The organism is Thermopolyspora sp. NPDC052614, from assembly GCF_040678635.1.
GTDB lineage: Bacteria > Actinomycetota > Actinomycetes > Streptosporangiales > Streptosporangiaceae > Thermopolyspora.
In genome coordinates, this window is sequence record NZ_JBFATZ010000014.1 from 165,800 (window position 1) to 192,567 (window position 26,768).

The window sequence follows — 26,768 nt, forward strand, 5'->3', positions numbered from 1 at the left end:
GCCCTGGGCCCCCAAGCCCACACGAGCAACCGCCCCCACCACGAAAGACCCCGACACCTCGAACAGGGCGGGAGCGCACATACCCGCCCCGAGAACCGGGAGAGCCGACCCACCCGCCGCGCAGCCGCACAACCACGCCCTGGGCCCGCAAGCCACACGGCCGACCGCCCCCACACCGGCAGGGACCTCGACGCCTTCAAAGAGCGCAGGGCATAAGTCCGCCCGGTGAGATCCGTGCCTGTGCCTCCGGACACGAAAGCCCGCCCGGCGGCGCGGAAACGCGGCGCGCGGGCAGGCGGAAGTGCTCCGGCCGGGTGGACGCCGGCGGAATGGGACGTCCGGGCGTGTGAACGTCAGGTCAGGCGGAGGAGGGCAGGCTGCTGACGGCGGGCCAGCCCATCTTGACGCGCATGCCCTTGGGGCTCGGGTAGACCTCGACGTCCTCGGCCAGGCCGGCGATGACCGCAAGCCCGAGTCCCGACATGTCGGGAAGCAGGCTTGCGAGTTCATAGCCGTTGGCGATTCCGCCCGGTTCGGTGACCTCGCCGGAGAGGTCGGCGTCCTCGTTCGGCGCGACGTCGGTGACCGTCACCTCGAACCGTCCCGAATCATCGCTCAACTCGATGCGGACGGGCTCGTCCGGGCAGTGGAGCCGGTGGGCCTCCACCGCCCGGGAACACGCCTCCCCCACAGCGAGCCGTACCTCGTCCAGCAGATCCTCGGCCACCCCGGCCCGCCGCGCGACCGCCGTGGCGATCAGCCGGGCCGTGCGAACATGTGCCGGGAGGGCGCTGAACGTCAGCTCGACGGTGGCCATGTCTACTTGTCTCGGCCGTGGGCTTCCTTGGCCTCGTCCACCGAGGCGTAGATCCCGAAGACCTTGGTCAGCCCGGTGATGCGGAAGATCTTCAGAATGCGCTCCTGCGTGCAGACGAGTTCCAGGGACCCGTCGTGCGCGCGAACGCGCTTGAGCCCGCCGACCAGGACGCCGAGCCCGGTCGAGTCCAGGAAGTCCACCTTCTCCATGTTGACGAGCAGGTGGAAGTTGCCCTTGTTGACCAGATCGATCAGGAGCTCACGCAGCCTCGGCGCCGTGTACACATCGATCTCACCCTCGACCTCGACGATGGTGAGGCGACCCTCGGTGCGATGGTCCAACTTCAGATCCACAGATCCTCCAGCGCCTTGCCTGCAGAATAATCGATACGGGCCTGCGGCCCCGAGACCCATTGTCCAGGGAAGCACGACCCCGACGCGCGGCATTCAACCACGCTCCGCCTCCGTGTCTATACGAAATCACGACTCCGGGCGACTCTCCCCACAGATGCCAAACTAGAAACCAGTGACTTCGAACGCATCACCTTCCCAGCGAGCCGGCACCCTGCTGACCCGGCTGCTGACCATGCCCGCCCGTGCGGGAAGGGTCACCCATGTGGAGCATGTTCCAGCACGTCAGGCCGGTCAAGCCCGCTGGCCGGACTGGATGCCGGAACTGCTCGCCGACCGCCTGCGCAACCAGGGCGTCGAGGGCCTGTGGGAGCATCAGCTTCGCGCCGCGGAGCACGTGCACCGTGGCCAAAACGTGATCATATCGACGGGCACGGCGTCGGGTAAATCCTTGGCATACCTGGTCCCCGCCGTGGCGGAGATCCTCGCCGGGCGCACCGTGCTGTACCTCACACCCACCAAGGCGCTCGCCGCCGACCAGCTCCGCATGCTGCGCTCCCTGCACCTCGCCCAAGTCAGAGCGGCGACCTACGACGGCGACACACCCCCCGACGAACGCTCCTGGGTACGGCAACATGCCAACTATGTCCTGACCAACCCGGACATGCTGCACAGGTCCATGTTGCCGCGACACGCCCAATGGGCGGCCTTCTGGCGGCGACTCTCCCTCGTGATCGTCGACGAGTGCCACGGCTACCGCGGCGTCTTCGGCTCGCATGTGGCGCAGATCCTTCGCCGGCTGCGCCGGGTCGGCGGCAAGTACGGCTCGCGCCCGACGTTCCTCCTGGCCTCGGCCACGGCGAGCGACCCCGGCGTCGCTGCGATGCGCCTGACGGGCCTGGAAACGGCCGAGGTGACCTTGGACGCCTCGCCCCGGGGTTCGACCACCTTCGCCCTCTGGGAGCCGCCTCTGACGGATCTGCGGGGCGAGAAGGGGGCACCGGTCCGGCGCACCGCCACGGCCGAGACCGCCGACCTGCTGTCGGACCTCGTCATCGCCGGGGTGCGTACGCTCGCCTTCGTCCGCTCCCGCCGGGCCGCCGAGACCGTGGCGCTGACCGCCCGCAGGTACCTGGAGGAGGTGTCGCCGGAACTGCCCGCCCAGGTGGCCGCCTACCGCGCCGGCTATCTCGCCGAGGACCGCCGGATGCTGGAGAAGGCGCTGCGCTCCGGCGAGGTGACCGGCCTGGCCACCACCAACGCCCTGGAACTGGGCGTGGACGTCTCCGGCCTGGACGCGGTGCTCATCGCCGGCTGGCCGGGCACCCGCGCCTCGTTGTGGCAGCAGGCGGGCCGGGCCGGACGGAATGGTCAGGACGCGCTGGCAGTGCTCATCGCCCGCGACGACCCGCTCGACACCTACCTGGTGCACCACCCCGAGGCGCTGTTCGGCCGCCCCGTGGAGGCGATCGTCCTCGATCCCGACAACCCGTACGTGCTCGCGCCCCACCTGTGCGCCGCCGCGGCCGAGATCCCCCTCACCGAGGCCGACGTGCCGCTCTTCGGCCCCGCCGCCCCCGACGTCCTCGACGACCTGGTACGGCGCGGCATGCTGCGCCGACGGTCCAACGGATGGTTCTGGACCCGCCGGGAGCGTGCCTGTGACCTGGCCGACATCCGCGGCTCCGGCGGCCCGCCGGTCCACGTGGTGGAGGGCTCCACCGGCCGCCTGCTCGGCACCGTCGACGAGCCCTCGGCGCACACGACCGTGCACGAGGGCGCGGTCTACCTGCACCAGGGCGAGACATACCTGGTGGAGGTGCTGGACCTCGACTCCGGCGTCGCCCTGGTCGAGGCCGCCGACCCCGACTACTCCACCTTCGCCCGAGACGTCACCGACATCACGATCGTCGAATCGCTGCGCTCCGAGCCTTTCAGCCCCGGCGAGTTGCACTTCGGCACGGTCGAGGTGACCAGCCAGGTGGTCTCGTTCCTCAAGCGCCGTGGCCAGACCGGCGAGATCCTCGGCGAGGAGCCCCTGGACCTGCCGCCCCGGGGCCTGCGCACCCGCGCCGTCTGGTGGACCCTCCCCGACTCCGCCCTGGCGCGCCTCCCCGATCCGGACAGGGCCGACCTCGGCGGAGCCGCCCACGCCGCCGAGCACGCCTCGATCGGCCTGCTCCCCCTGTTCGCCACCTGCGACCGCTGGGACATCGGCGGCGTCTCCACCGAACTCCACCCCGATACCGGCCTGCTCACCGTCTTCGTCTACGACGGCCACGCCGGCGGTGCCGGCTTCGCCGAACGCGGCTACACCCGCGCCCGCGAATGGCTCCAGGCCACCCGCGAGGCCATCGCCTCCTGCGAGTGCGACGAGGGCTGCCCCTCCTGCATCCAGTCCCCCAAATGCGGCAACGGCAACGAACCCCTGAACAAACACGCCGCCATCCACCTCCTGGACATCCTCCTGTCCCCGTAACCTCGCCCGCCGCACGCAGAGCGCCTCCGCCTCGCCCAGCGCCCACACCCACCATCAGCCACCACCCAGCAGCCGACACGCACTACCAACGCTCGCCGCGCCCGAAAAGCCACCACCGAACCCCGGCCATCTCCCCAGGCATCCCCTCTGAAGCAACCACGCGCGGCCACCGCACACCCCAACCACGACGGCTCCGCCCCCACCGTTCCTCGCCCGAGCCAACCCCTCCCTCGGGCCCAGCCAAAGGCCGGGCAGCAGGCACTGCCTCCCCACGTCGGTCCCCGACCCGCGCTGCTCCTCGTCGCAAAATGGCGTTTCATGCCGGAGTGGCCTGACGGTCACGCATGGCCTGACGGTCCACTTCGGGAACCTGGCGGCGGGCCTCCGCTCTGGCGCGGGCGGTCACCGTGTGGACTCCCAGCGGCGGCAGGTCGATTTCCATCGTCACCGCGACGTCCGCGATCGCTCCGACGACCGCGCATCGCACGAGGCGTGCATGATTCGCCATCGCGACCTTCACACCGCGCTCGCATGCCTCCTGCCCCGCGGGCACCGCCTGGGCCGCGACGGCCAGCGCGCTGAGGTCAGCCGCCGCCTGGGCCCGATGCCGGGCCGCGCGAGCGCCTGCCACGGTCAGCAGCCCCAGCACGACCGTCCACATCACGCCCATGGCGGCCACCGCCCAGAGAGTCGCCATGCCCTTGTCGGACCTCACCTGCCACGTCTCGCGGCGGAAGGTGCCACTCGTCGCTCCCCAGGCGGGGAAGGCGGGGTCGCTTCGGAGTGCCTCCGGCTTTTCCGGCGACCACGGCCTTTCCGGCGACCACGGCGTGTCCGGTCTCGAGGTGGGCGGCCCGTCAACCATGGCGGGCCTCCGGGTGATGGTCGAACTCGCGTTCGGTGGCCGATGAGGCGGTGGCGGTCACGGTGATGGATGGCAGCGCCGCTCCCCAGTTTGGGCGGACGACCGCGGTCACCACCACCTTCGTCAGGTCTCCCTCATCGATGACCGAGGCCGTGGCATGGGGCGGGGCCGCGCGGATCACCTCGGTGCGCACGTCGTGGATTGGTTCGCCGCGGGCGGCGGCCCGAGCGCCGGCTCGGGCCGCGTCCACACAGGCGAGTTGCGCGGTGACGACGGCGATCGCCCACAGCCCCGCCGCCAGGACGAGCACGAGCGCCGGGATGGCCATGGCCGTCTCCGCCGTGACGTAGCCGTCTTCGCCCGTCCTTCGCGTCATCCGGCCAGCTTCAGAGCGCGGTCGATCAGCCCGGACAGCATCTCCTGGACCTCCGGGCTGGTCACGATCTTGAAGAGAAGGGCGGCGAAGGCACAGGCGGCGATGGTGCCGACCGCGTACTCCGCCGTGGACATGCCCGCCTGCCCGCGCACTCGGCTGCCGGGAACCACGGCCCGCACTCTTCTGACCCACTGCACACCCCGCATGGGACTCCTCCGTTTCTGAGCCCGTCCCTTGGTCTCGGGCTCGCCACGGACAGGTTCGCGTCTCGCGCCCTCCTCCCGGGGAGCCGAACCGGGTTCTGTGGATAACGCGATCCGCCCAGGTCATGGCACGAGCACCTGCGAGGCAAGGCCCGCGATGACGGGCACGATGCCCAGGCAGACGAACGCGGGCAGGAAGCACATGCCCAGCGGGGCGACTGCGCGGACTCCCACCCTCCTGGCGGCGGCCGTGGAACGCGCCCTCGCCTCCTGCCGGGCGTCCGCGGCGAGCCGGATGAGGACATCGGCCACCGGGGCCCCGCTGAGCGCGGCGCGGGTCATGGCGCGGGCAAGCGGAGCGAGGGACGGCTCAGCCGCCATCGCCGCCCAAGCCTCCCCCGGGTCGGCTCCCAGCATGAGCCGCCGCCCGACCGACGCCAATCCCTCCCCAAGCGGGCCGCCCACCGCCCCGGCCACGGCTTCAACCGCCGACCGGGTTGGCTGGCCGGCGCGCAGACAGGCCACCAGCATCTCGACCGCGAATGGCAGGTCGGCGAGCAACCGTTCACGCCTCCGCCGCGCGTCCGCCGGTTCCCGCCTCCGCATCACCGTCACAACGACCGCGGCCACCGCCATCCCGGCCACAACCCCTGGAACGCCTCCCACGCCGATGGCCACCGCCACCGCACAGGCGATCGACATCCCCCACTCCCGCCCCCGCGCGCGGTCCGCCGGTATCCGAACGTCCCCCACCGACGACGCACCGTCCGGCGATGTCACCCCGAGCACCTCCCGCCGGATCGCAAACAACCGATCACGGGCACGCGTCGAGGGCGGCCAGACCAACACCGCGACTCCCATCAGTGCCACGGCCAAGACTCCACCCATCACACAGCCTCCCTTCCAACAGGGCCGGGGCAACTGCACCGCCCACGCCCAGAACCCCCATCGGGGCGCTCACATCGAGTCGCAGGAGCGGCGACCCGCGGCGCGACAAATCTCGGGACCAAGGCCCGGGGAACAGTGGAAACACGGAACCCTTTTCAACCTGGCCAGAAGGCCGGGGCTGGGCCCACCCGACGTTGGTCGGAATATGGCCGCCCTGCACCACGGGCCGCCTGGGGCGCGATGGCCGAGGCCGCGCATACCTGTCCTGACCGGCAAGCATGAGGTTGGAAAGGGTTCACGGAACGGGAACCTGGCCCGGCATCTCGTCCCTGGGCAGCGGCACCGGGCCTTGTGCTTTCAAGAGGCCCGATCGCTCCATGCACGTGCATGGTGGGTCGCGCCCAACGCCGAGGACGCGAATGTCCCATGGGCGGTCGAGCCGATGCCAGACGGGAGCGGACAGCCATCGCACCCGGCCGCATCGAACGCCGTGCGCACCTACGGCGCACCCTCGGCGCAGGAATCACGGAATTCGACAGGCGTGCTCATGCCGGCCCGCGAACGATGATCATGGCACGGCAGTAGGTTGCGCGATCAAAGGGACGCGGATCTCTCGGCGGCGGCCACCATTCGATTGATCCACACAATGCCCGCAGCGTCCAACGACAGGCCCACCACTAGGCAGACGATGCCACCCAGGTGGCCGAGCAGGAAGTCGAAGGGCCGCATGCCCAGAGCGACGGCCATGAGGATGCCGAGCACGGGCAGACCCGCGAGTAGGCGTGCGGTGGCCCGAGGGCCCGCGAGCTGGGCGGCGAGGTCTCGCCGGTGGGCTTCGGCCTCGCGCAGGGATGTGGCCACGCCTTCGACGAGCCCGGCCAGACCGGCGCCGACCGTCACGCTGACCTGCCAGCACATCGCCAGCCGCCGCAGCCCCTCGGCACCGGGAAGGTGGGCCGCCTCGGCCAGCGCCGAAGGGATGTCGCCGCCGTCGCGGGCCACGGCGGCGACCGGCCGGAGCACCACCGGGTCCGGTGGATCGACAGCGGCGATCGCCTGGACCAGCGCCTCTCCTGATGCCCGGCCCGCCGCCAACTCGGCCACGATCGCCTGGCACAGCTCGACGCAGGCCCGCCGCCACGCCGCCGCCTTCCGATCCGCCCGGCCCGGCCGCGCCAGCCTCCCCAGTCGCAGCACGAACCCGCTCGCCCACGTACGCCACCGTCGTTCCGCGACCGAGCGTAGCGCCAGTTCCCGCAGCCTCAGTCGCCTCGGCCCCGGCCCGCAGCCCACCCATGCGGCGAGCCCAGCAACGAGAATCGCGACCATCCCCATCACCAGCGAGCCCTCCCACCGGCCCAACCGAACAACGTCGAGAAACACCTCGCCTCAGCGCCCTCACCCACTCGCATGGCCACCTCGATCCCGAGCCCACCTCAACACCGCCCAGCCCCGGCTAAGAGGCCATCCGACCAGTGCGGGGCGAGCGCGGCCGTCCCCGCCGGCACCCTGATGCCGGTTCTCGGCGACATCAGGGTGTCGTCGGCTACCGCCACGACAAGTCCCCGGCTCGATTTCGAAGGCCTAAGCCGACGCGCCAAGCCCACCGGCTCGACCGGACGGCGTCGAACACGCGCCCAGCCCAAGCCCACCCACACACAGCCCGCCTCGACGCCGAGACCGACCACCGAGCCCTGCCAGCCGTCTCCGTCAGACGGCACCGAACACGCGCCCAGCCCAAGCCCACCCACACACGGCCCGCCTCGGCCCCGAAGTCGACCACCGAGCCCTGCCAGCCGTCTCCGTCAGGCGGTGTCGAACAAGCGGGCGATCGCCGGAATCCGGTTTGCCAGGTCGGGGAAGGCGGGCCCCGGGATGGGCGCACCCGTCGCAGGGAACGTCAAAGCCGGGGCAGCCGTCACCAGGCCGGAGAGCTCGCGGCGCAACAGGCAGATCTCCGACAGGCGGCGGCGACCGCCGCCGGGGTCACGGACTAGGCGGACGACGGCGTCGAGGGCGGCGGCGAACACGCGCCCAGCCCAAGCCCACCCACACACGGCCCGCCTCGGCCCCGAAGTCGACCACCGAGCCCTGCCAGCCGTCTCCGTCAGGCGGTGTCGAACAAGCGGGCGACCGCCGGAATCCGGTTCGCCAGGTCGGGGAAGGCGGGCCCCGGGATGGGCGCACCCGTCGCAGGGAACGTCAAGGCCGGGGCAGCCGTCACCAGGCCGGAGGGCTCGCGGCGTAACAGGCAGATCTCCGACAGGCGGCGGCGGCCGCCGCCGGGGTCGCGGACCAGGTGGACGACGGCGTCGAGGGCGGCGGCGATCTGGCTGTGCACTGCGTGGCGGGGAAGGCCTGCGGCGCAGGCCAGGGCCTCGAGGCGCGCGGGCACGTCGCCGGCGGTGTTGGCGTGCAGAGTGCCGCAGCCCCCTTCGTGGCCGGTGTTCAAGGCGGCCAGGAGGTCCACAACCTCGATTCCTCGGACCTCGCCGACGACGAGGCGGTCCGGACGCATGCGCAGGGCTTGCCGGACCAGGTCGCGGAGCTCGACGCCGCCTCGGCCCTCCAGGTTCGGCGGGCGGCACTCCATGCGCACCACGTGCGGGTGGAGTGGGCGGAGTTCGGCCGAGTCCTCCACCAGGATGAGGCGCTCGCCGCGGTCGGCGATGGAGAGCATGCTGGACAGCAGGGTCGTCTTGCCCGTTCCCGTGCCGCCGGTGACCAGGAACGCCAGTCGGGCCGCGAGGATCTCGGCGAGGACGCGTGCGCCGATCCCGGGGACGAGTTCCTCCAGCCCGAACACGCGCCGCGAGGGCAGGCGCAGGGACAGGCAGGTGCCGTCGATCGCGATGGGCTTCAGCACCGCGTGCAGTCGGATGCCGCCGGGCAGCCGGGCGTCCACGTAGGGGCTCGCGTCGTCGAGGCGGCGGCCCGCGCTCGCGGCGAGGCGCTGGGCCAGCCGCCTGACGTCGTCGTCGCCCGGGAAGACGATCGGCGTGCGGCGCAGGCCGCACCCGTCGTCGGCCCACACCTCACGTGGCCCGTTGACCAGGATGTCGGTGACGCCGGGCTCCGCGAGCAGCGGCTCAAGAGGCCCGGCCCCGATCAGGTCGGCGCGCAGCACCCGGGTCACCTCGAGCACCTCGGCGTCGCCGAGCACCGCCCGCTCGGCCCGCAACGCCGCCGCCACCTGAGCCGCCGTCGGCTCCGCGCCGGCCCGCGCCAGCCGTACCCGGACGGCTTCCACCAGTTCGGCGGGGACCGCCGGGGTCTCCCCTCGCGTTCGTTCGCGTTCTGCGGCATCGCCGTGGGGGCGTGTCATGAGGCCTCCTCCCGGCGCAGCGTGTCGATGAAGTCGGCGCAGAAGCGGCCGAGGGGGGTGCGTGGCGAGAGGGGAGGGGCGTCGCCGCGGTCCAGGGCGGCCGTCAGGCCGCGTTGGTCCGGGAGGTGGCCCGCGCACGGCAGGGCGAGGCAGGAGGCGGCGACGTCGGGGGCGAGGGGGTGGCCGCGGAGCACGGCGCGGATGTCCTGGGTGTGGCGGCGGAGCACGAGGAGGATCTGGCCGGCGGCGAGGACGCCGCGCAGGTCGGCGGGCACGACCAGGAGGGTGGTGCGTGACCTGGCGAGGGCTTCGGCGCCGCCGGGGTCGATGTGGCGGGGGAGGTCGACCACGACGAGGTCGCAGCCGCGGCGGGCGGCGTCCAGCACCGCCCGCATCGCCTCGGCGGGGATAAGGGTGGGCTCGCCGCGGTGCCAGGACAGCACGGTGAGGGCGCCGAAGGTCGGCAGGGCCTTGCGCAGCGCGGCGAAGGAGACGCGTCCCTCCCGCCCGACCACCTCCGGCCAGCGGGCGCCCTCCGCCCGTTCCTCTCCGAGCAGCACGTCGATGCCGCCGCCGAGGGGATCGGCGTCGACGAGCAGCGTGCGCGCGCCGGCCCTGGAGGCGCTGAGCGCGAGGGAGGCGGCCAGCACGCTCGCCCCCGAGCCGCCGCGCCCGCCCACCACGCAGATGATCCGCCCGCCGCGTGACGCGGGCTCGGCGGCCTCGGCGAACTCGTCGACCAGGTGCCGCTCGGCGGCGGGCAGCTCCAGCACGCCTTCGGCGCCCACCGCGACGCAGCGGCGCCACAACTCCGGGTTCTCCGGCTCGCGCGTGACGAGCAGGACCCCGGCCCGCCGGGGCGGCCCCGTGGCGGCGACCGCCTCGGCGAGGTCGGAGCCGACGACCACCAGTGGGGCGGGGGTCCAGTACGGCCGGGCGTGCGCGGCCGCGTGCGCGACGTCGAGTTCCACGCCGGCGGCGGCCGCGATGCGGAGGAGTTCGTCGAGTAGTTCCTGATCGTCGGTGATGACCAGGGGACGGTTCATCGTTGCCTCCCTGTCGAGTGGGAGGTCCACCGTCGGCCACATCTGGCCTGCCCAGGGGGCCCGAACGCGGTTCTGTGGAAACTTCGGTCCCCTGTGGAAAAAGGGCGACCCCCGCCGGGGGGGAGAGCGGGGGTCGCCGAACCGGTCCGGCTCCGGGGGGGTAGAGCCGGTCCCGTGTTAGAAGAAAGCTTTCAACACCTGGCCACTACATGGCAAGAGGCCTGCAAAGAAGCCGGTGCAAGGTCACACCAGTGTAGGAAGATACTCCGTATGCTGCCCGATCCTTGGGAGTTTCGTCGAGAACCAAACTGAATTTTCGCCGGTTTTCTGGCCGCTTCGGGCCCGAACCCGGTAAAGGTCTTGCTCCGAGGGGTTCCCAAGCCTGTGAATCCGACGTAGAAAGGTTCCACGGACCGAGTGTCCGAGTACGGCCATCGGGTACCCACGCGCGACCAGCCGCGGGAGGCGCGTCGAGTTGGGCTAGTCCCACTCAGACGGATTGAGGTGCACGCTTGGTAGCCCGGTGTGACGTACTGGCGACGGCGTCCCGCACCAGGGACGCCGTTCGCTTTGCCGTCGCGGTGCACGTGGGGAATGCCCGCGCCACGAAATCCCGCGCCGCCGGACTTCCGGTCCGATCCCGGTCCCGTGAATGGGCTCACGCGCGCCGTCGGCCGGGAACCCTGTGCCGCGCCGGCCGGGCCCCACGCTTCGCGGCTCACGTCCGCGCGTTCGCTCACGATGGGCTCCTGACCTGCTCGGCTTCTTGAATCGGGACCACAGCGGGCCGTCGATCGGCACCCGCATCGTTGATCATGGCAGAGACGGCGGTTCGCCACCAGTCCCGATCTCTAGTATATGAGCAGGCATCATCTTTGTCCTGACAACGCGAGCAAGGCCCGGTCCGGGCCCGCGGCGGTGAATCGCGGCGCAGGTCAAGACCAGGTCGAGATAAGGTCAAGCGCAGGTCAAATGGTCATTTCGTGGCCTGACGTGCCCATCGCGATCGGCCGCCGCGCGATCCGACCCGGCGCTCGAGCCCGCAGATCAGGGATCTTAAATTATCCGCGCCGCCGCACGTTACGAAGCTGAACCGGTGTAGTCGAACCTCAAGTCCGCCGCTATCGGCCCGGCCCTGCGACGCGCATTGGACGGCCTTCGACCGGCCAATGAAGAGGCGCAAGCCGTACCGTCGCGCTCCGGCCGGTCCTCTTGTCATCGAAAATAAATTCGGTCGGCGCGGCCGTCAGGGCGGACGACATACGGCGTCAAACGCCTGGTCAAACGCCTGGTCAACGGTCGTCAGGGCGGGTTCCGGCGCCTCGCCGGCGCTTTGCGGCCGCGATGAACGGCATATTCCTGTCACGGGCCGATCATCGCCGTGGCGGTCAACGCGACAGGGCCTCGCAGACGGCCGTGGCCTCGCGTGCCCCAAGAACCACGGCGGTCGCGCAGTGCCGGACCCACGCCGCCACGCCGTCCGGTGTGCCCTCCAGATAGGCCCGCAGGTTCTCCGGGTACGCGTCGCCGAGCTCGGCGTGCCCCACCTCGACGGCCACCAGCGATTTCGGATCCAGGCCGAACTCCATGAGCGTGAGCCGCTCCGCCGCCCGGGCCACCAGCCCGTCCACCACGCCGAACGGCCGCACCGCGACCAGCTCGGCGTGCACGAGCGCGCCGAGCACGAGGGCGGGCGCGTCCCCCACCCCCGTCACCAGGTCCGAGAGCGCCTCGATGCGCGCCGCCGCCTCCCGCGCCTGCGGCGCGGCCCCGAGCTTCAGCGGGTCGGAGCCGGTCGGCCCCTGACGCGGGCGCCCCAGCTCCCGCTCGTCCGTCAGCCCGATGGCGGCCACCGCGTGCAGCCGGGCGAGCACCTGCCGGGGAGCGGTCCGCCAGGTCCGGCCCAGTCGCGCCGCCTCCGCCAGGGTGCGCAACGCGCCCTGGGAGACCGGATCCGTCGCCTCGCCCCGCCGTACCGAATCGAGGGGGACGTCCACGCCCTCCAGCGCGGCCGACGCCCGTGCGCCGCGAAGCGCCGACTCGGCCGAAACCTCCGGTCCCCGTCGCCGCAGCACCCGATGGCGGTAGAGCCGGTCCACCGCCTCGCGCGCCTCGCGCACGGCCTCCGCCACCCCGGGAAGTGCGGCGACCGCCGCGACCGGGCCGCGGGCCCGCCCTTCAGAACTCATAGCCACTGATCGCCGTCCGCCCCATCGCTTGATACGCCTGCCGGTCAACTCGGGTCCCGACCCTACAAGGTGCCGCTCACCGACCGGTTTATACCGTTGGTCGAGAGGCGTTGGGCGTCCCTACCACGGCTCTTCCATTTGTCGTGGGATACCGGTAGGAACACGAAACCCGGTTTCGCCGCACCCGGCGGGATCGGCAGGCTGACTTACGGGCATGGGGAGCGCCTCTTGTCCCTGCCGGTGGGTAACTGCTGGAGTGGATAGCGCCACCACCCGATACGAGGCATGTGAGGAGTACGTCGTGGCCCCGGAAACCCCTGGTCGTCAGACCCAGGAGACGCTGTCGAACCTGCTGCAGGAGAACCGCCGATTCGAACCACCGGCCGAGCTCGCCGCGCAGGCGAACGTCAAGGCGGACGCCTATGAGCAGGCCGCCGCCGATCGCCTGGGATTCTGGGAGCAGGCCGCCGAACGGCTGGACTGGGCGAAGCGGTGGAACACCGTACTCGACTGGAATCCGCCGTTCGCCAAGTGGTTCGTCGGCGGCAAGCTGAATGTCGCCCAGAACTGCGTGGACCGCCATGTGGAGGCGGGCAGGGGCGACAAGGTCGCCTACTACTGGGAGGGCGAGCCCGAGGGCGACAGCCGTACGATCACCTATGCGGAGTTGCAGCGTGAGGTCGCCAAGGCGGCGAACGCGCTGGAGGAGCTCGGTGTGGGCAAGGGCGACCGGGTCGCCATCTACCTGCCGATGATTCCCGAATTGCCGATCTCGATGCTCGCCTGCGCCCGCATCGGCGCGATCCACTCGGTGGTCTTCGGCGGGTTCTCGGCCGCCGCGCTCGAAGGCCGTATCCAGGACGCGGACGCCAAGATCGTCATCACCGCCGACGGCGGGTTCCGCCGCGGCAAGCCCAGCGCGTTGAAGCCGACCGTGGACGAGGCCGTGGCCAAGTGCCCGGGGGTCGAGCACGTGGTCGTCGTCCGGCGTACCGGCGAGGAGCTGCCCGCCACCGACAAGGACATCTGGTGGCACGACCTGGTGGACCGCCAGAGCGACAAGCACGAGGCGGTGCCGCACGACGCCGAGGACCCCCTGTACATCCTCTACACCAGCGGCACCACCGGGAAGCCGAAGGGCATTCTGCACACCTCCGGCGGTTACCTCACGCAGGTCGCGTACACGCACCACGCCGTGTTCGACCTGAAGCCGGACACCGACGTCTACTGGTGCACGGCGGACATCGGCTGGGTGACCGGGCACTCCTACATCGTGTACGGCCCGCTCGCCAACGGCGCGACGAGCGTGATCTACGAGGGCACGCCGGACACGCCGCACCGGGGCCGTTTCTGGGAGATCATCCAGAAGTACAAGATCACGATCTGCTACACCGCGCCCACCGCGATCCGCACGTTCATGAAGTGGGGCGACGACATCCCCGCCAAGTTCGACATGTCGAGCCTGCGGGTGCTCGGCTCGGTCGGCGAGCCCATCAACCCCGAGGCGTACGTCTGGTACCGCGAGCACATCGGCGGCAACCGCTGCCCGGTGGTGGACACCTGGTGGCAGACCGAGACCGGCGCCATCATGATCAGCCCGCTGCCCGGCGTGACCGCGGCCAAGCCGGGGGCGGCGATGCGCCCGCTGCCGGGCATCGTCGCCGACGTGGTGGACGACACCGGCGCGAGCGTGCCGAGCGGCGGCGGCGGCTTCCTGGTGGTGCGGGAGCCCTGGCCGGCGATGCTGCGCACGATCTGGGGCGACGACCAGCGCTACATCGACACCTACTGGTCGCGTTTCGAGGGCATGTACTTCCCCGGCGACGGCGCGAAGAAGGACGAGGACGGGGACCTGTGGCTGCTCGGCCGCGTGGACGACGTCATGCTCGTCTCCGGGCACAACATCTCCACGACCGAGGTCGAGTCCGCCCTGGTGTCGCACCCGAAGGTCGCCGAGGCGGCGGTCGTGGGCGCCACCGACCCCGTCACCGGGCAGGGCATCGTGGCCTTCACGATCCTGCGCGGCGACGCGGGCGAGGGCCCGGAGCTCGCCAAGGAGCTGCGGGACCACGTGGCCAAGACGCTCGGGCCGATCGCCAAGCCGCGGCAGATCCTCGTCGTGCCCGAGCTGCCGAAGACCCGCTCCGGCAAGATCATGCGCCGGCTGCTGCGGGACGTGGCCGAGAACCGGTCGCTCGGTGACGTCACCACGCTCACCGACAGCACCGTGATGGACCTCATCTCCGCCAAGCTGCCCACCGCCAAGAGCGAGGACTAACCGGAGCAGGGACCAACCGGAGCGAGGACTGGCCAGAGCGAGGACCGGCCGGAGCGAGGGCCGGCCGCGAGCCGGGCTGAGCCCGGACCGGTACGAGCGCCCGGACCGCCCAGATGATCGGGGCAGGTCCGGGCGTTCGTACGTCCACGGGCCCTCCCTTGTCCACAGGGTCGCCGGTTGTCCACAGGCCGGCACGATCACCTCGCGTGATCTTGACGAAGGGGGTAGTTCTTAGTCAGACGGCCGAGGCGGCCACGCGTGCGGCGGCGGGTTCGCACGCAGGATGATGTCCGAGGCAGCTTTCGATAGGAGAATCAACGATGGCCACACCGCCCGACCAAGAGGAGTCGCTCGGCACGCTCGTCGCCCAGGCGACCGACCAGATCTCGACGCTGGTGCGTTCGGAGATCGAGCTGGCCAAGGCCGAGCTGAAGTTCGACGCCAAGAGGGTCGGCAAGGCGGTGGGGGCGTTCGCGGCCGCGGCGTTCATGGCCCATCTGTGCCTGATCCTCGCCTCGTTCGCCATCGCGTACCTTCTGACGTCGGTGTTCGGATTGTGGGAGTGGGCCGCGTTCGCCGTGGTGACCCTCATCTATCTGCTCGTCGCCGGGCTGCTGGTGCTCTTCGGCGTACGGCGGCTCAAGGGACTGACCGGCATGAAGCGCACCACCCGTACGCTCAAGAGCCTTCGGGGAGGAGACGACGACGCGGCACTCGCCTCGGGGCAGGTCAAGCCGTGATCGCGTCCGCTGCCGCGGCGCCCGACGAGTCGCAGGTCCAGATCGAGGGCCCGTGGAGTCACCGCGCCGTGCACGCGGGCGGCACCCGCTTCCATGTCGCCGAGGCCGGCAAGGGGCCGCTGGTGCTGCTGCTGCACGGTTTTCCGGAGTTCTGGTGGGCCTGGCGGCATCAGCTCGTCGCGCTCGCCGAGGGCGGGTACCGGGCCGTCGCGGTCGACCTACGGGGGTACGGCGCCAGCGACAAGCCGCCTCGCGGGTATGACCTGCCCACCTTGGCCGGAGACGCCGCCGGGCTGGTGCGCGCGCTGGGCGAGACCAGCGCGACGATCGTCGGGCACGACTGGGGCGGCCTGCTGGCCTGGACGATGGCCGCGCGCTACCCGAAGACGGTGCGCCGCCTGGTGACGGTGTCGGCGCCGCATCCCCGGCGGCTCCGCGCGTCCATTCTGGCCGACCCCCGGGGGCAGGGCCGGGCGCTTGGGTTCGCCCTGGGATTCCAGCTTCCCTTCCTGGCGGAGCGGCGGCTCACCAAGGGGCTGGTGGAGCGGCTGCTGTGCCGCTGGTCGGGGCCTGACTGGCCGGATCCGGATGTCGCCGCCCGCTACGCCGAGGCCTTCCGCATCCCGCATGTCGCCCACTCGGCCCTGGAGTACGTCCGCTGGTTCGGCCGATCCCAACTGCGGCCCGACGGCTTCCACTACGCCCGGCAGATGCGAAGACAGATCGAGGTGCCCACGCTGCAACTGCACGGCTCCCTCGACACCTGCACACTGCCCCGCACCGCGCAGGGTTCGGGCCGGTACGTCACCGCGCCCTACCGCTGGCGACTGATGGAGGGCACCGGTCACTATCCCCACGAGGAGCGCCCCGAACAGTTCAACGCCGAACTGCTCGGCTGGCTCGCCGACCCGGAGCCTGAACGGTGACCGGCGCAACAAGCGCGACGGGTTGGGCAGGAGGAAGGGCGTGAGCGGGAACGAGGGCGCGGAGCGGGGCCAGGACACGGGCCGGGGCGCGAACATCGACCAGGGCACCGATCAGGGCACGGACAGGGGCTGGGATGCCCGCCGGGACCGGGGTGCCCGCCCGGACGGAGGCGCAGGCCAGGGCACGGACACGGGCCAGGGCACGGACACGGGCCAGGGCACGGACACGGGCCAGGGCACGGACACGGGCCAGGATATGGATCAGGGCACGGACCGAGGCGCAAACATCGAGCAGGACGCGGATATGGGCCGCGACCGGGGCACCGTCGATCAGGAGAGCGCCGTGGCTCGCGACAGGGACGCCGCTGGGCGGCCCCGCAATGCCCGTCCCCGGGACGCCTTCGGTCGTCCGTTGCCACATGGCGCGGAGGGCGTCGAACGCGTGCCCGACGACTACGCCCCGAGCGCCGAGGAGGCCGTCGAGGTGGCCAGCGGCTATCTCGCCGACGAACGCCCCTTCCATGCACACGAGGTGCTTGAAGCGCGCTGGAAGTGCGGGCCCGCCGACGAACGCGGCCTGTGGCAAGGGCTGGCTCAGATCTGCGTCGGGCTCACCCATATTCAGCGTGGAAACACGGCCGGCGCCGCCGCCCTGCTCTCCCGCGGAGCCGACCGCGTGGCCGCGTACGGCTCGCGCGAGCCGTACGGGATGGATCTGGCGCAGACCGTCCACATCGCCCGCGTTCTCGCGGGCTCCGGCGCCGAGGCCACTGCGGCCATCGCGGCCATCCGCCGCACCCTCCACCCCGACGAACCGGTCATCAGATCACGCAACGCATAACCGAGTACGCATCACCTAAAACCCGCTCCGAAGCCCCCACAACCTCACACAGAAGCCCCATCGCCCGCCTTCTCACGGGTCCCAACACCGACCAAGCCCCGGCAAGCAGTCCCGGCCATCCGCCGCACCCACCACCCATGAACCGGTCATCAGACCACGCAACGCATAACCGAATACGCATCACCCAAAACCCGCTCCGAAGCCCCCACAACCTCACACAGAAGCCCCATCGCCCGCCTTCTCATGGGTTCCGACGCCCACCGAGAGTCGGCCCAGACTGTCCGTTTGGTGCACGTTCTGGTGGGCTCAGGTGGCCAGACCGCGGCGGCGCGTTCGATTGCGGATTAGTCGCAGTCCTGGGTGCCTACGCGTGCTACGGCGGCGCTGCCGGCCTCGGCGTCGGGGGCGACCTCCTTGGCGGTGAGGGCGTAGCCGGTGTCCTCCTGGTCGGTGGCGGCGGCGAAGATCACGCCGTATACCTGGCCGGACGGGGTGAGCAGGGGGCCGCCGGAGTTGCCGGGCTGGACGAGGCCGCGGATGGCGTACACCTCGCGCTCCACCTCGCGCTGGTGGTAGATGTCCGGGGCGGTGGCGGGCTGGCGCACCCGGATGCGGGCGGGCAGGGCGGTGAAGCCCTTGTCCTTGGGGAAGCCGGCGATGATGGCGTCGTCCTGGGACTCGGCGGTGTAGTCGAACTTCAGCGTCGGGGCGACGAGCGTCGGCACGAACAGGACGGCGATGTCGCGGGCGGGGTTGAACAGCACCACCCGGGCGTCGTGCTGCCTGCCCTCGGAGTCGGTGACCCGCAGTTCCTCCGTCACGCCCGCGACCACGTGGGCGTTGGTCATCACCCGCCGGTTGGAGTAGACGAAGCCGGTGCCCTCGATGCGCTTGCGGCAGGCGGGCGCGTTGCCCTGCACCTTGACGATCGCGCGGCGGGCGCGGGCGATCTGCGCGTTCCCCTCCAGGACGCTCTGGTCGGGCGGGGAAACGTCCACGATCCGGCCCCCGCCGATGTCGCTGAACACCTGCGGGAACTCGGAGGTGTTGATGAAGTCGCGGAAGAATCCCTGCCAGTTCTTCGCCGCGTCCGGTATGGCCTGATCGACTGTCTTGAGGACCAGCGATCCGTTGATCTGCTGCACGATCAGCTTGATCGGCGCGGCCACCAGCAGATTGCCGATGAGCCACGCGATCACCAGGACCGACAGCGCGCTGGCCAGGGTCCCCCCGAGCGAGTCGACGATGCTCGCCGGCTGCCAGGTCACGTGGCTGCGCACCACCGCGCCCAAGGTGGACGAGGCGAACTGCCCGATCGTCGCGGTCAGGAACACGATCACGATGGCGAGCAGGGCCTGCTCGGTCGACCCGGAGACGACCGCGCGAGCGATGGGCGGCGCGATGAACACCCCGAGGACGGCGCCGCCGACGAAGCCGAGGAAGCTGAAGGCTCCGATGATGAAGCCCTGCCGATATCCGGATATGGCGAAGGCAATCACCAGGCCGATGAGGATGAGGTCGAGGAGATCACCTTGCACGATATCCACCGTAGCCAGCGGACCTTCGACCCGTGCGCCGTTTATCAACGTGACGTCTACCAAAGATCCCGCACGGCCCATCACCGGCCTTCCCGCCCCTCCACGCTGAGTGTTCCCCCGGTCACATCGTTCGATCCGCCGCCCGATGATGGCAAGCCGCCGATGGCCGCCGTGATCGGCACCCAGGGGTCGTCGGCATCGCACCAGGGCCACGGATCACGCCGCGCCTCCGATACGCGCCTCCGATATACGGTTCACCCACGATGAGGCCCGGGGTGAGCACCGGCTTCAGGCATCCGGGCGAGCACACCGGATGCGGCCACCGGGCACGGCGAAGCCTGTGATCAAGCCTGTCATCAAGCCGTAATCAGGCTCGGAATCATGCGGGGCCCTCGGGCATGCCGCCAAGCCCATGAAGGGCATCGACCGGCCCGAGCACGGTCCTCAGTTGATGGCGGCGGCCGGATCTCGAAAGGCCGGTTCAGGCGATGATCGGTTCAGCGGGAGGCGAGGTTGAGGATGTCGGGAGGGAGGTCCTCGATACGCGAGGGATCCCAGGGCCGCTCGAAACCGCCCGCCTTGAGCACGTTGTTCAACAGCCCGGCGGTGAATCCCCACACGAGCAGGCCGCGTACGCGGAAGGCCGGGCCGATGTAACCGCTGGGGGCGCGCAGGCGGAGCCGGTTCTCCGGGTCGACGAGCTCGGCGATCGGCACGCGTTCGACGGCGTCGACCTCGTCGGGGGCGGCGGCGTGCACGGCGCAGGGCGTGTGCCACCACCCAAGGACGGGCGTGACGCGGTTGTCGCTGCGCCAGATGTAGAGCTCGGGCAGGGTGCCGACCACCGTGACCCCGGAGCAATCGAGGCCCGTCTCCTCCTCCGCCTCGCGCAGCGCCGCGCCCACCGGTCCGCCGTCGCCCGGATCGACGCCGCCGCCGGGGAAGGCCGGCTGCCCCGCGTGCCTGCGGCCCCGGGCGCTGCGCTGGATGAGCAGGATGTCGGCCCCCAGCGGCCCTTCGCCGAACAGCAGCAGAACGGCGGCGGGACGCCCGCCGACCTCCGGGGGGCGGAGTTCAACGGGCACCGGGGAGCGTGCGGCACGCGCCGTCAGGTCGTGCAACCAGGCGGGCGCCTCACGGGAAGTCGACTCGGTCATGAGAACAGCCCGGTTCGCACCAGTTTGGCCGCCTTGGCGGCATCGGTGGGGCCGGTGCCGTACGAGGGGCACAACGCGGCCAGCGGGCAGGCGCCGCAGGCCGGCTTGATCGCGTGGCAGATCCGGCGACCGTGCCAGATCACACGGTGGGAGAAGATCGTCCACTCCTTCTTGGGGATGAGTTCGCCCACCTCTCGCTCGATCTTGACCGGGTCGTCCTCCTTGGTCCAGCCGAAGCGGGTGGTGAGACGCTTGAAGTGGGTGTCCACGGTGAGCCCGGGCACGCCGAAGGCGTTGCCGAGCACCACGTTGGCGGTCTTGCGCCCCACGCCGGGCAGGGTGACCAGGTCCTCCATGCGGCGCGGCACCTCGCCCCCGTACCGGTCGCAGATCGCCTGGCCCATTCCGATGATGTTGTTGGCCTTGGCCCGGAAGAAGCCCGTGGACCTGATGATCTCCTCAAGCTCGGCGCGATCGGCGCCAGCGTAGTCGGCGGCCGACCGATACTTCGCGAAAAGCACCGGAGTCACCAGGTTGACTCTCTTGTCCGTGCACTGGGCGGATAAGATCGTCGCGACCAGAAGTTCCAAGGGCGAACCGAAATCCAGCTCACAGTGGGCGTCCGGATAGGTTTCCGCCAGTACTCGGTTCATCCGTCGTGCGCGTCTTACTAGAGCCAGCCGGGACTCCCCTACGGCAACGGCATTGCGGGACACCCCGTAAGCCTACGCGGACCGGGGCGGTGTGACCGCTGGTGGGGTGCGTCACAATAAATTACAACGTCCGGGCATCCCTGGGACCGCGCGTGCGCGATCATATGCGAGGAGGCATCGTGAACGATGATGTGCTGAGCAAGGCTCCGCTGTTCGCCGCGCTCGACCGGGAGAGTGCCGCGGCCCTGCGTACGGGTATCACCGAGGTCACCCTGAGCAAAGGGCAGACGCTGTTCAGCGAGAATGAGACCGGTGACCGGCTTTACGTCGTTCTGGAGGGCAAGATCAAGCTCTCCCGTACCGCGGCGGACGGCCGGGAGAACCTGTTGAGCGTGCTGGGCCCGGGCGAGATGTTCGGCGAGTTGTCGCTGTTCGACCCCCGCCCCCGTACGGCCAGCGCCATCGCCCTCACCGAGGTACGCCTGGCGGGTTTGGGCCACGACGATCTGCGCCCGTGGCTGACCGGCCGGCCCGAGGTGGCGTTGCATCTGCTGCGGGCGCTGGCGCAGCGGCTGCGCCGTACCAACGACGTGCTGGCCGACCTGGTGTTCACCGATGTGCCCGGCCGGGTGGCCAAGCAGTTGCTCGACCTGGCGGACCGTTTCGGGCAGAAGACCGAGGAGGGCGTGCGCGTCCACCACGACCTCACCCAGGAGGAGCTGGCCCAGCTCGTCGGCGCCTCCCGGGAGACGGTCAACAAGGCCCTGGCCGACTTCGCCCAGCGCGGCTGGCTGCGCATCGAGGCCAAGGCGGTGCTGATCCTCGACCGGGAGCGGCTGCACAACCGTTCCCGGTAGCGCGGTCTCGCCGGTCGCGGACGTCCAGAGGTCTCGTCTAGAGGTTTCGTCTAGGTCTCGTCCAGGTAGGCGAGCTGCGCCCGTACCGACATCTCGGCGGCGGGCCACAGGGCCGGGTCCACCTCCGCGTAGACGATCTCCACGATCTCCCGGGGCGTCCTGGCCCCGGCCGCCCGCGCCCGCCGGATCTGGTCGAGGCGCTCGCGCCGATGGGCGATGTAGGCGTCCAGCGCTCCCACCGGGTCGGCGAGCACCTGCCCGTGGCCCGGCAGCAGCGCCGTCGCCCGGACCGACTCCACCATCGCCCGCAGCCGGTCAAGCGAGCGCAGATAGTCGGCGAGGTCGCCGTCGGGGGCGATCACCGTGGTGCCCCGGCCGAGCACCGTGTCGCCGGTGAACATGGCCCCGTCCTCCGGCAGCCAGAAGCAGAGCGAGTCGAACGAGTGACCCGGGGTGCCCGCCACCCGCAACTCCAGGTCGCCGGCCGTCACCACGTCCCCGTCCACGAGCCCTTCCGAGCCCAGCCGGTGCCTGGGGTCCAGCGCCCGCACCGGCGCACCGGTGAGCTCGGCGAAGCGCGCCGCGCCCCCGCTGTGGTCGGAATGCCCGTGGGTGAGCAGGATCGCCGTCACCCGCCGCCCCTCCAGCCGGTCCAGCACGCGCCGCAGGTGGCCCTCGTCGTCCTCCGGCCCGGGGTCCACGACCAGGGCGTGCTCGTCGCCGGGACGGCCGACGATCCACGTGTTGGTGCCGTCGAGCGTCATCGGCGAGGGGTTGGGCGCCAGCACGGCGACGGCGTTGGGGGTGCCGGCGCCGTCCGGCCCCGATGCCGGGATGTGCAGCCCGCTCACCGCCGCACCATCCCGTCGCCGGGGGCGGCCTTCTCCAGAAAATCGGCTTTCAGCAAATCGGCTTCCGTCAAATCGCCACAGGTACGCCAGGGTGTCACGCCCGCTCCTCCAGCACAGGGGTTCCCTCACGTTCGCCAGGGATGATCAGCCGCAGCCCGCCGTCCTGCGCGAGCGCGAACTCGGGCATGACGGTGACGATCGTCCGCTCGACGGCCAGCACCTCCCGCACGCCCGGGTAGCCGTTCAGCTCCTCGATGGTGCGGCGGGTCGGCGGCATGAGCAGGATCTCGCGCCGCCGGGCCCGTTCCAGCGCCTCCGCCGGCCGCATCCAGACCACCTGGTCGGCCTCGCCGCCCACGTCCCGCGTACGCTGCCCGGGCGGCAGCGCGGCCACGAAGAACCGGGTGTCGAAGCGGCGCGGCTCCGCCTCGGGCGTGATCCAATGCGCCCACGCCCGCAGCAGATCCGTGCGCAGCACCAGCCCGCGCCGGGCGAGGAACTCGGCGAAGGACAGGCTGTGGTCGATCAGCGCGAGCCGGTCGTCCTCCCACACGGCGGTGTCCTCGACGACGGTGTCCGGCCTCGGCCCGGCCAGCAGCACGCCGGACTCCTCGAAGGTCTCGCGTACGGCGGCGCACACCAGGCCGCGCGCGGTCCGCTCGTCCGAGCGCAGCACACGCGCCCAACTCGCCGGGCTCGGCCCGGCCCAGGCGATGTCGCGGTCGGTGTCGCGCGGGTCCACCCCGCCGCCGGGGAACACGTACGCCCCGGCCGCGAACGCCATGCTCGCCTTGCGGCGCAGCAGGTAGACCTGCATCGTGCCGGGCACCCCCGGCCGCTCGCGCAGCACGACCACGGTCGCGGCGTCCCTGGCGGTGACCGGCGGCACCCGGCCTTCGATGACGTCCCGGACGCGTTGCGCGGCCCCGGCGGAAAGCGCGACTCCGTCCATTCGGACACCTCCCCCCATAGTTCAACCGAACATCGCTCGGTTGAACTATGGTGTCACGCCGACCGGACCTCGGCGATGAGCTCCACCTCGACCGGGGCGTCCAGCGGAAGCACGGCCACCCCGACCGCGCTGCGCGCGTGCGCGCCCGCCTCCCCCAGCACCTCGCCGAGCAACTCGCTCGCGCCGTTGACCACCTGCGGCTGCCCGGTGAAGTCGGGCGCGCTCGCCACGAATCCCACGACCTTCACGATCCGCACGATCCGCGACAGATCCCCGGCCACCGACACGGCCGCGGCCAAGGCGTTGAGGGCGCAGATGCGCGCCAGCTCGCGCGCCTCCTCCACGCTCACCTCGGCCCCCACCTTGCCGGTGCGCGGCAGCTTCCCGTCCACGAACGGAAGCTGGCCGGAGGTGTAGACGAGATCGCCGGTCCGCGTCGCGGGCACGTACGCCGCGACCGGCTTCGGCACCTCGGGCAGGGTCAGGCCCAGCTCGGCGAGTCGCGCGGCCGGGTCCACGGTCATTCCTTCTCCCGCTTCAGGTAGGCGACCAACTGCTCCGGGTTCGGCCCCGGGACCACCTGGACGAGCTCCCATCCGTCCTGGCCCCAGTTATCGAGAATCTGCTTGGTCGAGTGAATCAGCAGAGGCACTGTGACGTACTCCCATTTCCGCATGGGAAAACCCTAACGGGGGCGGGCCGCGACGTGGGCCACGCCCCGGAGGGCCGCGTATCGCCGCATGTCGATTGGGTAGCCTCGAAGTGATGAGCGCTCGTGACACGGACTGGGACGGGGTGCGGCTGCACGTCGTCACCGGCAAGGGCGGCACCGGCAAGACCACGGTCGCCGCGGCCCTCGCCCTCGCCCTCGCGGCGGGCGGGAAGAAGGTGCTGCTCGTGGAGGTCGAGGGACGCCAGGGCATCGCCCAGGTCTTCGACATCCCGCCGCTGCCGTACGAGGAGCGCAGGATCGCGGTCGCCCCCGGCGGCGGCGACGTCTACGCCCTCGCCATCGATCCCGAGGCCGCCATGCTCGAGTACCTCGAGATGTTCTACGGCATGCGCCGGGCGGGCCGGGCGCTCACCAAGATGGGGGTGGTCGACTTCGCCACCACGATCGCGCCGGGGCTGCGCGACGTGCTGGTCACGGGCAAGACCAGCGAGGCCGTACGGCGCCGCGACCCGAAGACCGGCCGCCGGACCTACGACGCGGTGGTCCTGGACGCGCCCCCGACCGGGCGGGTGGCCCGTTTCCTCAACGTCACCTCCGAGGTGGCCGGCCTGGCCCGGGTGGGGCCGATCAAGAACCACGCCGACCTGGTCCGCAAGGTGGTCGCCTCGCCGGAGACGGCCGTGCACATCGTGACGCTGCTGGAGGAGATGCCGGTTCAGGAGACCCTCGACGGCATCGCCGAGCTGCGCGCGGCCAAACTGCCCACCGGGGGCGTATTCATCAACATGGTGCGGGCGGAGGAGCTGCCGCGCAGCGCGCTGGAGGCGGCGCTCAAGGGGCGGTTCGAGGTCGAGGAGCTGGCGCTGGGGCTCAAGGCCACCGGCGTGGCCGACGGCGCCGAGGCCACGGCCCTCGCCGAGGCGCTGGCGGTCGAGGTCACCGAGCACGCCCGCCGTACCCAGCTTGAGCGGCGGGAGCGACGGATGCTCGCCAAGACCGGCGTGCCGTGCTACGAGCTGCCGCTGCTCGCCGAGGGCGTCGATCTCGCCGGGCTCTACGAGCTCGCCGAGGTGATTCGCGAGCGGGGCGTCGCCTGAGCCCTGGTGCGGCGCGGACGCCTGGTCCGTTACATCATCGGACGCGCCCAAAAACCGCGAAACAGACGGCCTGATATCGCCAATCGCCGGCCGTGCCGGTGGAACGCCGGGCACCGCCCGCACGTTGTCCCGGATGTGGGCGAGTCGGCCGCACGGTGGCGCGCCGGGGAGGATGTCCGCGTGTTGAATGGCGGCGTGACCTGCGGTTGACCGGCGACGTACAAGAGATCTTGATATTTCGGGAAGTGTCGTCCGTTGCGGGAATGTTGCCGGTTCATGAGACGGCGATGACCAATTAGGGGCACGATGACCGGCAAGAACGTAACGAGCGTTGAAAAGGTGACGTACGTCAGGAGTGACGCCGGAGCCGGCGTCGGGAATGCGGCAGCGGTGAGAGCGGTATGAGCGCGGCGAGCGGTGCGACCGTGGGGCACGCCACGCGTCTGGCCCCGGTCATGGACGTCGACGCGATCCTGGACGATCCGGGCACGCGCATCGTGGTCTGCTGCGGCTCGGGAGGCGTCGGCAAGACCACCACGGCGGCGGCCCTGGCCCTGCGCGCGGCCGAGCGCGGCAGGCGGGTGGTCGTGCTCACCGTCGATCCCGCCCGGCGGCTCGCCCAGTCGATGGGGCTCACCGAGCTGGACAACACGCCCAGGCTCGTCGCCGGCACCCGGGGCACGGGCGAGCTGCACGCGATGATGCTCGACATGAAGCGCACGTTCGACGAGATCATCGAGGCCCACGCCGACCCCGAACGTGCCCACCAAATCCTGACAAATCCCTTTTATCAGTCGCTGTCGTCGAGCTTCTCCGGCACACAGGAGTACATGGCGATGGAGAAGCTGGGCCAACTGCGCCACTCCGACGAGTGGGATCTGATCATCGTCGACACCCCGCCGTCGCGGTCCGCGCTGGACTTCCTGGACGCGCCCGAGCGGCTCGGCCGGTTCCTCGACGGCCGGCTGATCCGCATCCTGATGGCTCCGGCGCGCGCGGGCGGCCGCAGCGCGTTCAAGTTGCTCAACGCCGGGTTCGGCTTCATCGCCGGGGCGTTGACCAAGGTGCTCGGCGCCCAGGTGCTCAAGGACATCCAGACCTTCGTCTCGGCCCTCGACGCCGTCTTCGGCGGCTTCCGGCAGCGCGCCGAGCAGACCTACCGTCTGTTGCAGGCTCCCGGCACCGCGTTCCTCGTGGTCGCCGCGCCGGAACGGGACGCGATGCGCGAGGCCTCGTACTTCGTCGAGCGACTGGCCGAGGAGCGCATGCCCCTGGCGGGACTCGTGGTCAATCGGGTGCACCGCTCCCCGGCGGTGGCCCTCTCCGCGGCCCGTAGCGCCGCCGCGGCCGAAGACCTTGAAGCTCGACACGAACATGAGCTGACCGCCGCGGTGTTGCGGCTTCACGCCGGGCGGATGCAGCTAGCCGCCCGTGAACATCGGGAACAGGAGCACTTCACATCGGCACACCCCACGGTGCCGATCGCACAGGTGCCCGCGATGCCGGAGGACGTGCACGATCTCACAGGGCTGCGTGAGATCGGCGCTCTTCTGGCCGCCTAATCATGCGCGGCGTCATCCTCGACACCGGGCGGCGGCCCGAATCAACGGCCCCGAATGGACGGCTTGGCGGGAATGCGAGGACGTTCCCCTCGCCATTGAGGGGAC

The 26,768-nt window shown here is 71.0% G+C and carries 26 protein-coding genes; 8 read left to right on the forward strand and 18 right to left on the reverse strand.

Annotated elements, in window-relative coordinates; translation table 11 throughout:
• Nucleotides 1–358: 358 nt before the first annotated feature.
• Both AB0K60_RS26985 and AB0K60_RS26990 read right to left on the reverse strand, forming a co-directional pair.
• Nucleotides 359–817 (reverse strand): ATP-binding protein, encoded by a 459-nt coding sequence (locus AB0K60_RS26985; protein WP_364060737.1) that lies wholly within the window; start codon nucleotides 815–817, stop codon nucleotides 359–361.
• Between the two features lie 2 nt (nucleotides 818–819).
• On the reverse strand, nucleotides 820–1,170 hold the full coding sequence (locus tag AB0K60_RS26990) for an STAS domain-containing protein (protein ID WP_364060740.1): 351 nt from the start codon (nucleotides 1,168–1,170) through the stop codon (nucleotides 820–822).
• Between the two features lie 232 nt (nucleotides 1,171–1,402).
• On the opposite strand from AB0K60_RS26990, the gene AB0K60_RS26995 reads away from it, so the two are divergent.
• Nucleotides 1,403–3,646 (forward strand): DEAD/DEAH box helicase, encoded by a 2,244-nt coding sequence (locus AB0K60_RS26995; protein ID WP_364060875.1) that lies wholly within the window; start codon nucleotides 1,403–1,405, stop codon nucleotides 3,644–3,646.
• A gap of 316 nt (nucleotides 3,647–3,962) precedes the next feature.
• Here AB0K60_RS26995 and AB0K60_RS27000 read toward each other — a convergent pair whose 3' ends face one another.
• The 9 genes from AB0K60_RS27000 to AB0K60_RS27040 form a co-directional block, all read right to left on the reverse strand.
• Nucleotides 3,963–4,343 (reverse strand): Rv3654c family TadE-like protein, encoded by a 381-nt coding sequence (locus AB0K60_RS27000; protein WP_364060743.1) that lies wholly within the window; start codon nucleotides 4,341–4,343, stop codon nucleotides 3,963–3,965.
• 160 nt (nucleotides 4,344–4,503) lie between these two features.
• Nucleotides 4,504–4,887, reverse strand: coding sequence for a TadE family type IV pilus minor pilin (locus tag AB0K60_RS27005; RefSeq protein ID WP_364060746.1), 384 nt, complete (start codon nucleotides 4,885–4,887; stop codon nucleotides 4,504–4,506).
• Nucleotides 4,884–5,093, reverse strand: a complete 210-nt coding sequence (locus tag AB0K60_RS27010; protein WP_364060749.1) for a DUF4244 domain-containing protein — start codon at nucleotides 5,091–5,093, stop codon at nucleotides 4,884–4,886. Before AB0K60_RS27010 ends, AB0K60_RS27005 begins: the two co-directional genes overlap by 4 nt.
• Before the next feature lie 120 nt (nucleotides 5,094–5,213).
• Entirely contained in the window at nucleotides 5,214–5,792 is a 579-nt protein-coding gene (locus AB0K60_RS27015) for a type II secretion system F family protein (protein WP_364060752.1), read from the reverse strand.
• 780 nt (nucleotides 5,793–6,572) lie between these two features.
• Complete coding sequence (locus AB0K60_RS27020) at nucleotides 6,573–7,307, reverse strand: type II secretion system F family protein (RefSeq protein WP_364060755.1); 735 nt, start codon at nucleotides 7,305–7,307, stop codon at nucleotides 6,573–6,575.
• Nucleotides 7,308–7,783: 476 nt separating this feature from the next.
• Nucleotides 7,784–8,008, reverse strand: a complete 225-nt coding sequence (locus tag AB0K60_RS27025; RefSeq protein ID WP_364060758.1) for a hypothetical protein — start codon at nucleotides 8,006–8,008, stop codon at nucleotides 7,784–7,786.
• A gap of 77 nt (nucleotides 8,009–8,085) precedes the next feature.
• Nucleotides 8,086–9,303 (reverse strand): TadA family conjugal transfer-associated ATPase, encoded by a 1,218-nt coding sequence (locus AB0K60_RS27030; RefSeq protein WP_364060761.1) that lies wholly within the window; start codon nucleotides 9,301–9,303, stop codon nucleotides 8,086–8,088.
• Nucleotides 9,300–10,349: a septum site-determining protein Ssd gene (gene ssd, locus AB0K60_RS27035; protein WP_364060764.1), complete on the reverse strand. Its 1,050-nt coding sequence runs from the start codon at nucleotides 10,347–10,349 to the stop codon at nucleotides 9,300–9,302. Before ssd ends, AB0K60_RS27030 begins: the two co-directional genes overlap by 4 nt.
• 1,388 nt (nucleotides 10,350–11,737) lie before the next feature.
• Nucleotides 11,738–12,538, reverse strand: coding sequence for an oxidoreductase (locus AB0K60_RS27040; protein ID WP_364060767.1), 801 nt, complete (start codon nucleotides 12,536–12,538; stop codon nucleotides 11,738–11,740).
• A 301-nt stretch (nucleotides 12,539–12,839) separates the two neighbouring features.
• Between AB0K60_RS27040 and acs the strand changes: the two genes are divergently transcribed.
• The 4 genes from acs (at nucleotide 12,840) to AB0K60_RS27060 (ending at nucleotide 17,323) form a co-directional block, all read left to right on the forward strand.
• Nucleotides 12,840–14,816 carry an acetate--CoA ligase gene (gene acs / locus AB0K60_RS27045; protein ID WP_364060770.1) on the forward strand — a complete coding sequence of 659 codons (1,977 nt, stop codon included), beginning with the start codon at nucleotides 12,840–12,842 and terminating at the stop codon, nucleotides 14,814–14,816.
• A gap of 320 nt (nucleotides 14,817–15,136) precedes the next feature.
• Nucleotides 15,137–15,556, forward strand: a complete 420-nt coding sequence (locus tag AB0K60_RS27050) for a phage holin family protein (RefSeq protein ID WP_364060773.1) — start codon at nucleotides 15,137–15,139, stop codon at nucleotides 15,554–15,556.
• Nucleotides 15,556–16,482 carry an alpha/beta hydrolase gene (locus tag AB0K60_RS27055; protein WP_364060878.1) on the forward strand — a complete coding sequence of 309 codons (927 nt, stop codon included), beginning with the start codon at nucleotides 15,556–15,558 and terminating at the stop codon, nucleotides 16,480–16,482. The genes AB0K60_RS27050 and AB0K60_RS27055 overlap by 1 nt, the downstream gene beginning before the upstream one ends.
• Before the next feature lie 40 nt (nucleotides 16,483–16,522).
• Nucleotides 16,523–17,323, forward strand: coding sequence for a DUF309 domain-containing protein (locus AB0K60_RS27060; protein ID WP_364060776.1), 801 nt, complete (start codon nucleotides 16,523–16,525; stop codon nucleotides 17,321–17,323).
• 344 nt (nucleotides 17,324–17,667) lie between these two features.
• On the opposite strand, the gene AB0K60_RS27065 is transcribed toward AB0K60_RS27060, so the two are convergent.
• The 3 genes from AB0K60_RS27065 to nth all read right to left on the reverse strand — a co-directional run bounded on the left by AB0K60_RS27065 (nucleotide 17,668) and on the right by nth (nucleotide 20,734).
• Nucleotides 17,668–18,861 carry a MarP family serine protease gene (locus AB0K60_RS27065; RefSeq protein ID WP_364060779.1) on the reverse strand — a complete coding sequence of 398 codons (1,194 nt, stop codon included), beginning with the start codon at nucleotides 18,859–18,861 and terminating at the stop codon, nucleotides 17,668–17,670.
• 497 nt (nucleotides 18,862–19,358) lie between these two features.
• Nucleotides 19,359–20,018, reverse strand: a complete 660-nt coding sequence (locus AB0K60_RS27070; protein WP_364060782.1) for a CoA pyrophosphatase — start codon at nucleotides 20,016–20,018, stop codon at nucleotides 19,359–19,361.
• On the reverse strand, nucleotides 20,015–20,734 hold the full coding sequence (gene nth, locus AB0K60_RS27075; RefSeq protein WP_364060785.1) for an endonuclease III: 720 nt from the start codon (nucleotides 20,732–20,734) through the stop codon (nucleotides 20,015–20,017). Before nth ends, AB0K60_RS27070 begins: the two co-directional genes overlap by 4 nt.
• 101 nt (nucleotides 20,735–20,835) lie before the next feature.
• On the opposite strand from nth, the gene AB0K60_RS27080 reads away from it, so the two are divergent.
• Complete coding sequence (locus tag AB0K60_RS27080; RefSeq protein WP_364060881.1) at nucleotides 20,836–21,528, forward strand: Crp/Fnr family transcriptional regulator; 693 nt, start codon at nucleotides 20,836–20,838, stop codon at nucleotides 21,526–21,528.
• A 50-nt stretch (nucleotides 21,529–21,578) separates the two neighbouring features.
• On the opposite strand, the gene AB0K60_RS27085 is transcribed toward AB0K60_RS27080, so the two are convergent.
• The 4 genes from AB0K60_RS27085 to AB0K60_RS27100 all read right to left on the reverse strand — a co-directional run bounded on the left by AB0K60_RS27085 (nucleotide 21,579) and on the right by AB0K60_RS27100 (nucleotide 24,007).
• Nucleotides 21,579–22,379, reverse strand: coding sequence for an MBL fold metallo-hydrolase (locus AB0K60_RS27085; protein ID WP_364060788.1), 801 nt, complete (start codon nucleotides 22,377–22,379; stop codon nucleotides 21,579–21,581).
• A gap of 94 nt (nucleotides 22,380–22,473) precedes the next feature.
• Complete coding sequence (locus AB0K60_RS27090) at nucleotides 22,474–23,331, reverse strand: NUDIX hydrolase (protein ID WP_364060791.1); 858 nt, start codon at nucleotides 23,329–23,331, stop codon at nucleotides 22,474–22,476.
• A 53-nt stretch (nucleotides 23,332–23,384) separates the two neighbouring features.
• Complete coding sequence (locus AB0K60_RS27095; protein WP_364060794.1) at nucleotides 23,385–23,855, reverse strand: RidA family protein; 471 nt, start codon at nucleotides 23,853–23,855, stop codon at nucleotides 23,385–23,387.
• The gene (locus AB0K60_RS27100; protein WP_364060797.1) at nucleotides 23,852–24,007 is read right to left on the reverse strand and encodes a DUF4177 domain-containing protein; all 156 of its coding nucleotides are present in this window, start codon (nucleotides 24,005–24,007) and stop codon (nucleotides 23,852–23,854) included. Before AB0K60_RS27100 ends, AB0K60_RS27095 begins: the two co-directional genes overlap by 4 nt.
• Before the next feature lie 89 nt (nucleotides 24,008–24,096).
• Here AB0K60_RS27100 and AB0K60_RS27105 point away from each other — a divergent pair, with 89 nt between their 5' ends.
• Both AB0K60_RS27105 and AB0K60_RS27110 read left to right on the forward strand, forming a co-directional pair.
• Nucleotides 24,097–25,101, forward strand: coding sequence for an ArsA-related P-loop ATPase (locus tag AB0K60_RS27105; RefSeq protein ID WP_364060800.1), 1,005 nt, complete (start codon nucleotides 24,097–24,099; stop codon nucleotides 25,099–25,101).
• A gap of 401 nt (nucleotides 25,102–25,502) precedes the next feature.
• A complete protein-coding gene (locus tag AB0K60_RS27110) occupies nucleotides 25,503–26,663 on the forward strand; it encodes an ArsA-related P-loop ATPase (protein WP_364060803.1) in 1,161 nt (386 codons plus the stop codon).
• Nucleotides 26,664–26,768 lie beyond the last annotated feature (105 nt).

Excerpts from the sequence above, each read along its gene's own strand:
- AB0K60_RS26985 (WP_364060737.1), bottom strand. The coding sequence starts at position 817 with ATGGCCACCGTCGAGCTGACGTTCAGCGCCCTCCCGGCACATGTTCGC.
- AB0K60_RS26995 (WP_364060875.1), top strand. The coding sequence starts at position 1,403 with ATGCCCGCCCGTGCGGGAAGGGTCACCCATGTGGAGCATGTTCCAGCA.
- AB0K60_RS27000 (WP_364060743.1), bottom strand. The coding sequence starts at position 4,343 with ATGGCGACTCTCTGGGCGGTGGCCGCCATGGGCGTGATGTGGACGGTC.
- AB0K60_RS27005 (WP_364060746.1), bottom strand. The coding sequence starts at position 4,887 with ATGACGCGAAGGACGGGCGAAGACGGCTACGTCACGGCGGAGACGGCC.
- AB0K60_RS27010 (WP_364060749.1), bottom strand. The coding sequence starts at position 5,093 with ATGCGGGGTGTGCAGTGGGTCAGAAGAGTGCGGGCCGTGGTTCCCGGC.
- AB0K60_RS27015 (WP_364060752.1), bottom strand. The coding sequence starts at position 5,792 with ATGTCGATCGCCTGTGCGGTGGCGGTGGCCATCGGCGTGGGAGGCGTT.
- AB0K60_RS27020 (WP_364060755.1), bottom strand. The coding sequence starts at position 7,307 with ATGGTCGCGATTCTCGTTGCTGGGCTCGCCGCATGGGTGGGCTGCGGG.
- AB0K60_RS27030 (WP_364060761.1), bottom strand. The coding sequence starts at position 9,303 with ATGACACGCCCCCACGGCGATGCCGCAGAACGCGAACGAACGCGAGGG.
- ssd (WP_364060764.1), bottom strand. The coding sequence starts at position 10,349 with ATGAACCGTCCCCTGGTCATCACCGACGATCAGGAACTACTCGACGAA.
- AB0K60_RS27040 (WP_364060767.1), bottom strand. The coding sequence starts at position 12,538 with ATGAGTTCTGAAGGGCGGGCCCGCGGCCCGGTCGCGGCGGTCGCCGCA.
- AB0K60_RS27050 (WP_364060773.1), top strand. The coding sequence starts at position 15,137 with ATGGCCACACCGCCCGACCAAGAGGAGTCGCTCGGCACGCTCGTCGCC.
- AB0K60_RS27070 (WP_364060782.1), bottom strand. The coding sequence starts at position 20,018 with ATGACCGAGTCGACTTCCCGTGAGGCGCCCGCCTGGTTGCACGACCTG.
- AB0K60_RS27080 (WP_364060881.1), top strand. The coding sequence starts at position 20,836 with ATGCGAGGAGGCATCGTGAACGATGATGTGCTGAGCAAGGCTCCGCTG.
- AB0K60_RS27090 (WP_364060791.1), bottom strand. The coding sequence starts at position 23,331 with ATGGACGGAGTCGCGCTTTCCGCCGGGGCCGCGCAACGCGTCCGGGAC.
- AB0K60_RS27095 (WP_364060794.1), bottom strand. The coding sequence starts at position 23,855 with ATGACCGTGGACCCGGCCGCGCGACTCGCCGAGCTGGGCCTGACCCTG.
- AB0K60_RS27100 (WP_364060797.1), bottom strand. The coding sequence starts at position 24,007 with ATGCGGAAATGGGAGTACGTCACAGTGCCTCTGCTGATTCACTCGACC.
- AB0K60_RS27105 (WP_364060800.1), top strand. The coding sequence starts at position 24,097 with ATGAGCGCTCGTGACACGGACTGGGACGGGGTGCGGCTGCACGTCGTC.
- AB0K60_RS27110 (WP_364060803.1), top strand. The coding sequence starts at position 25,503 with ATGAGCGCGGCGAGCGGTGCGACCGTGGGGCACGCCACGCGTCTGGCC.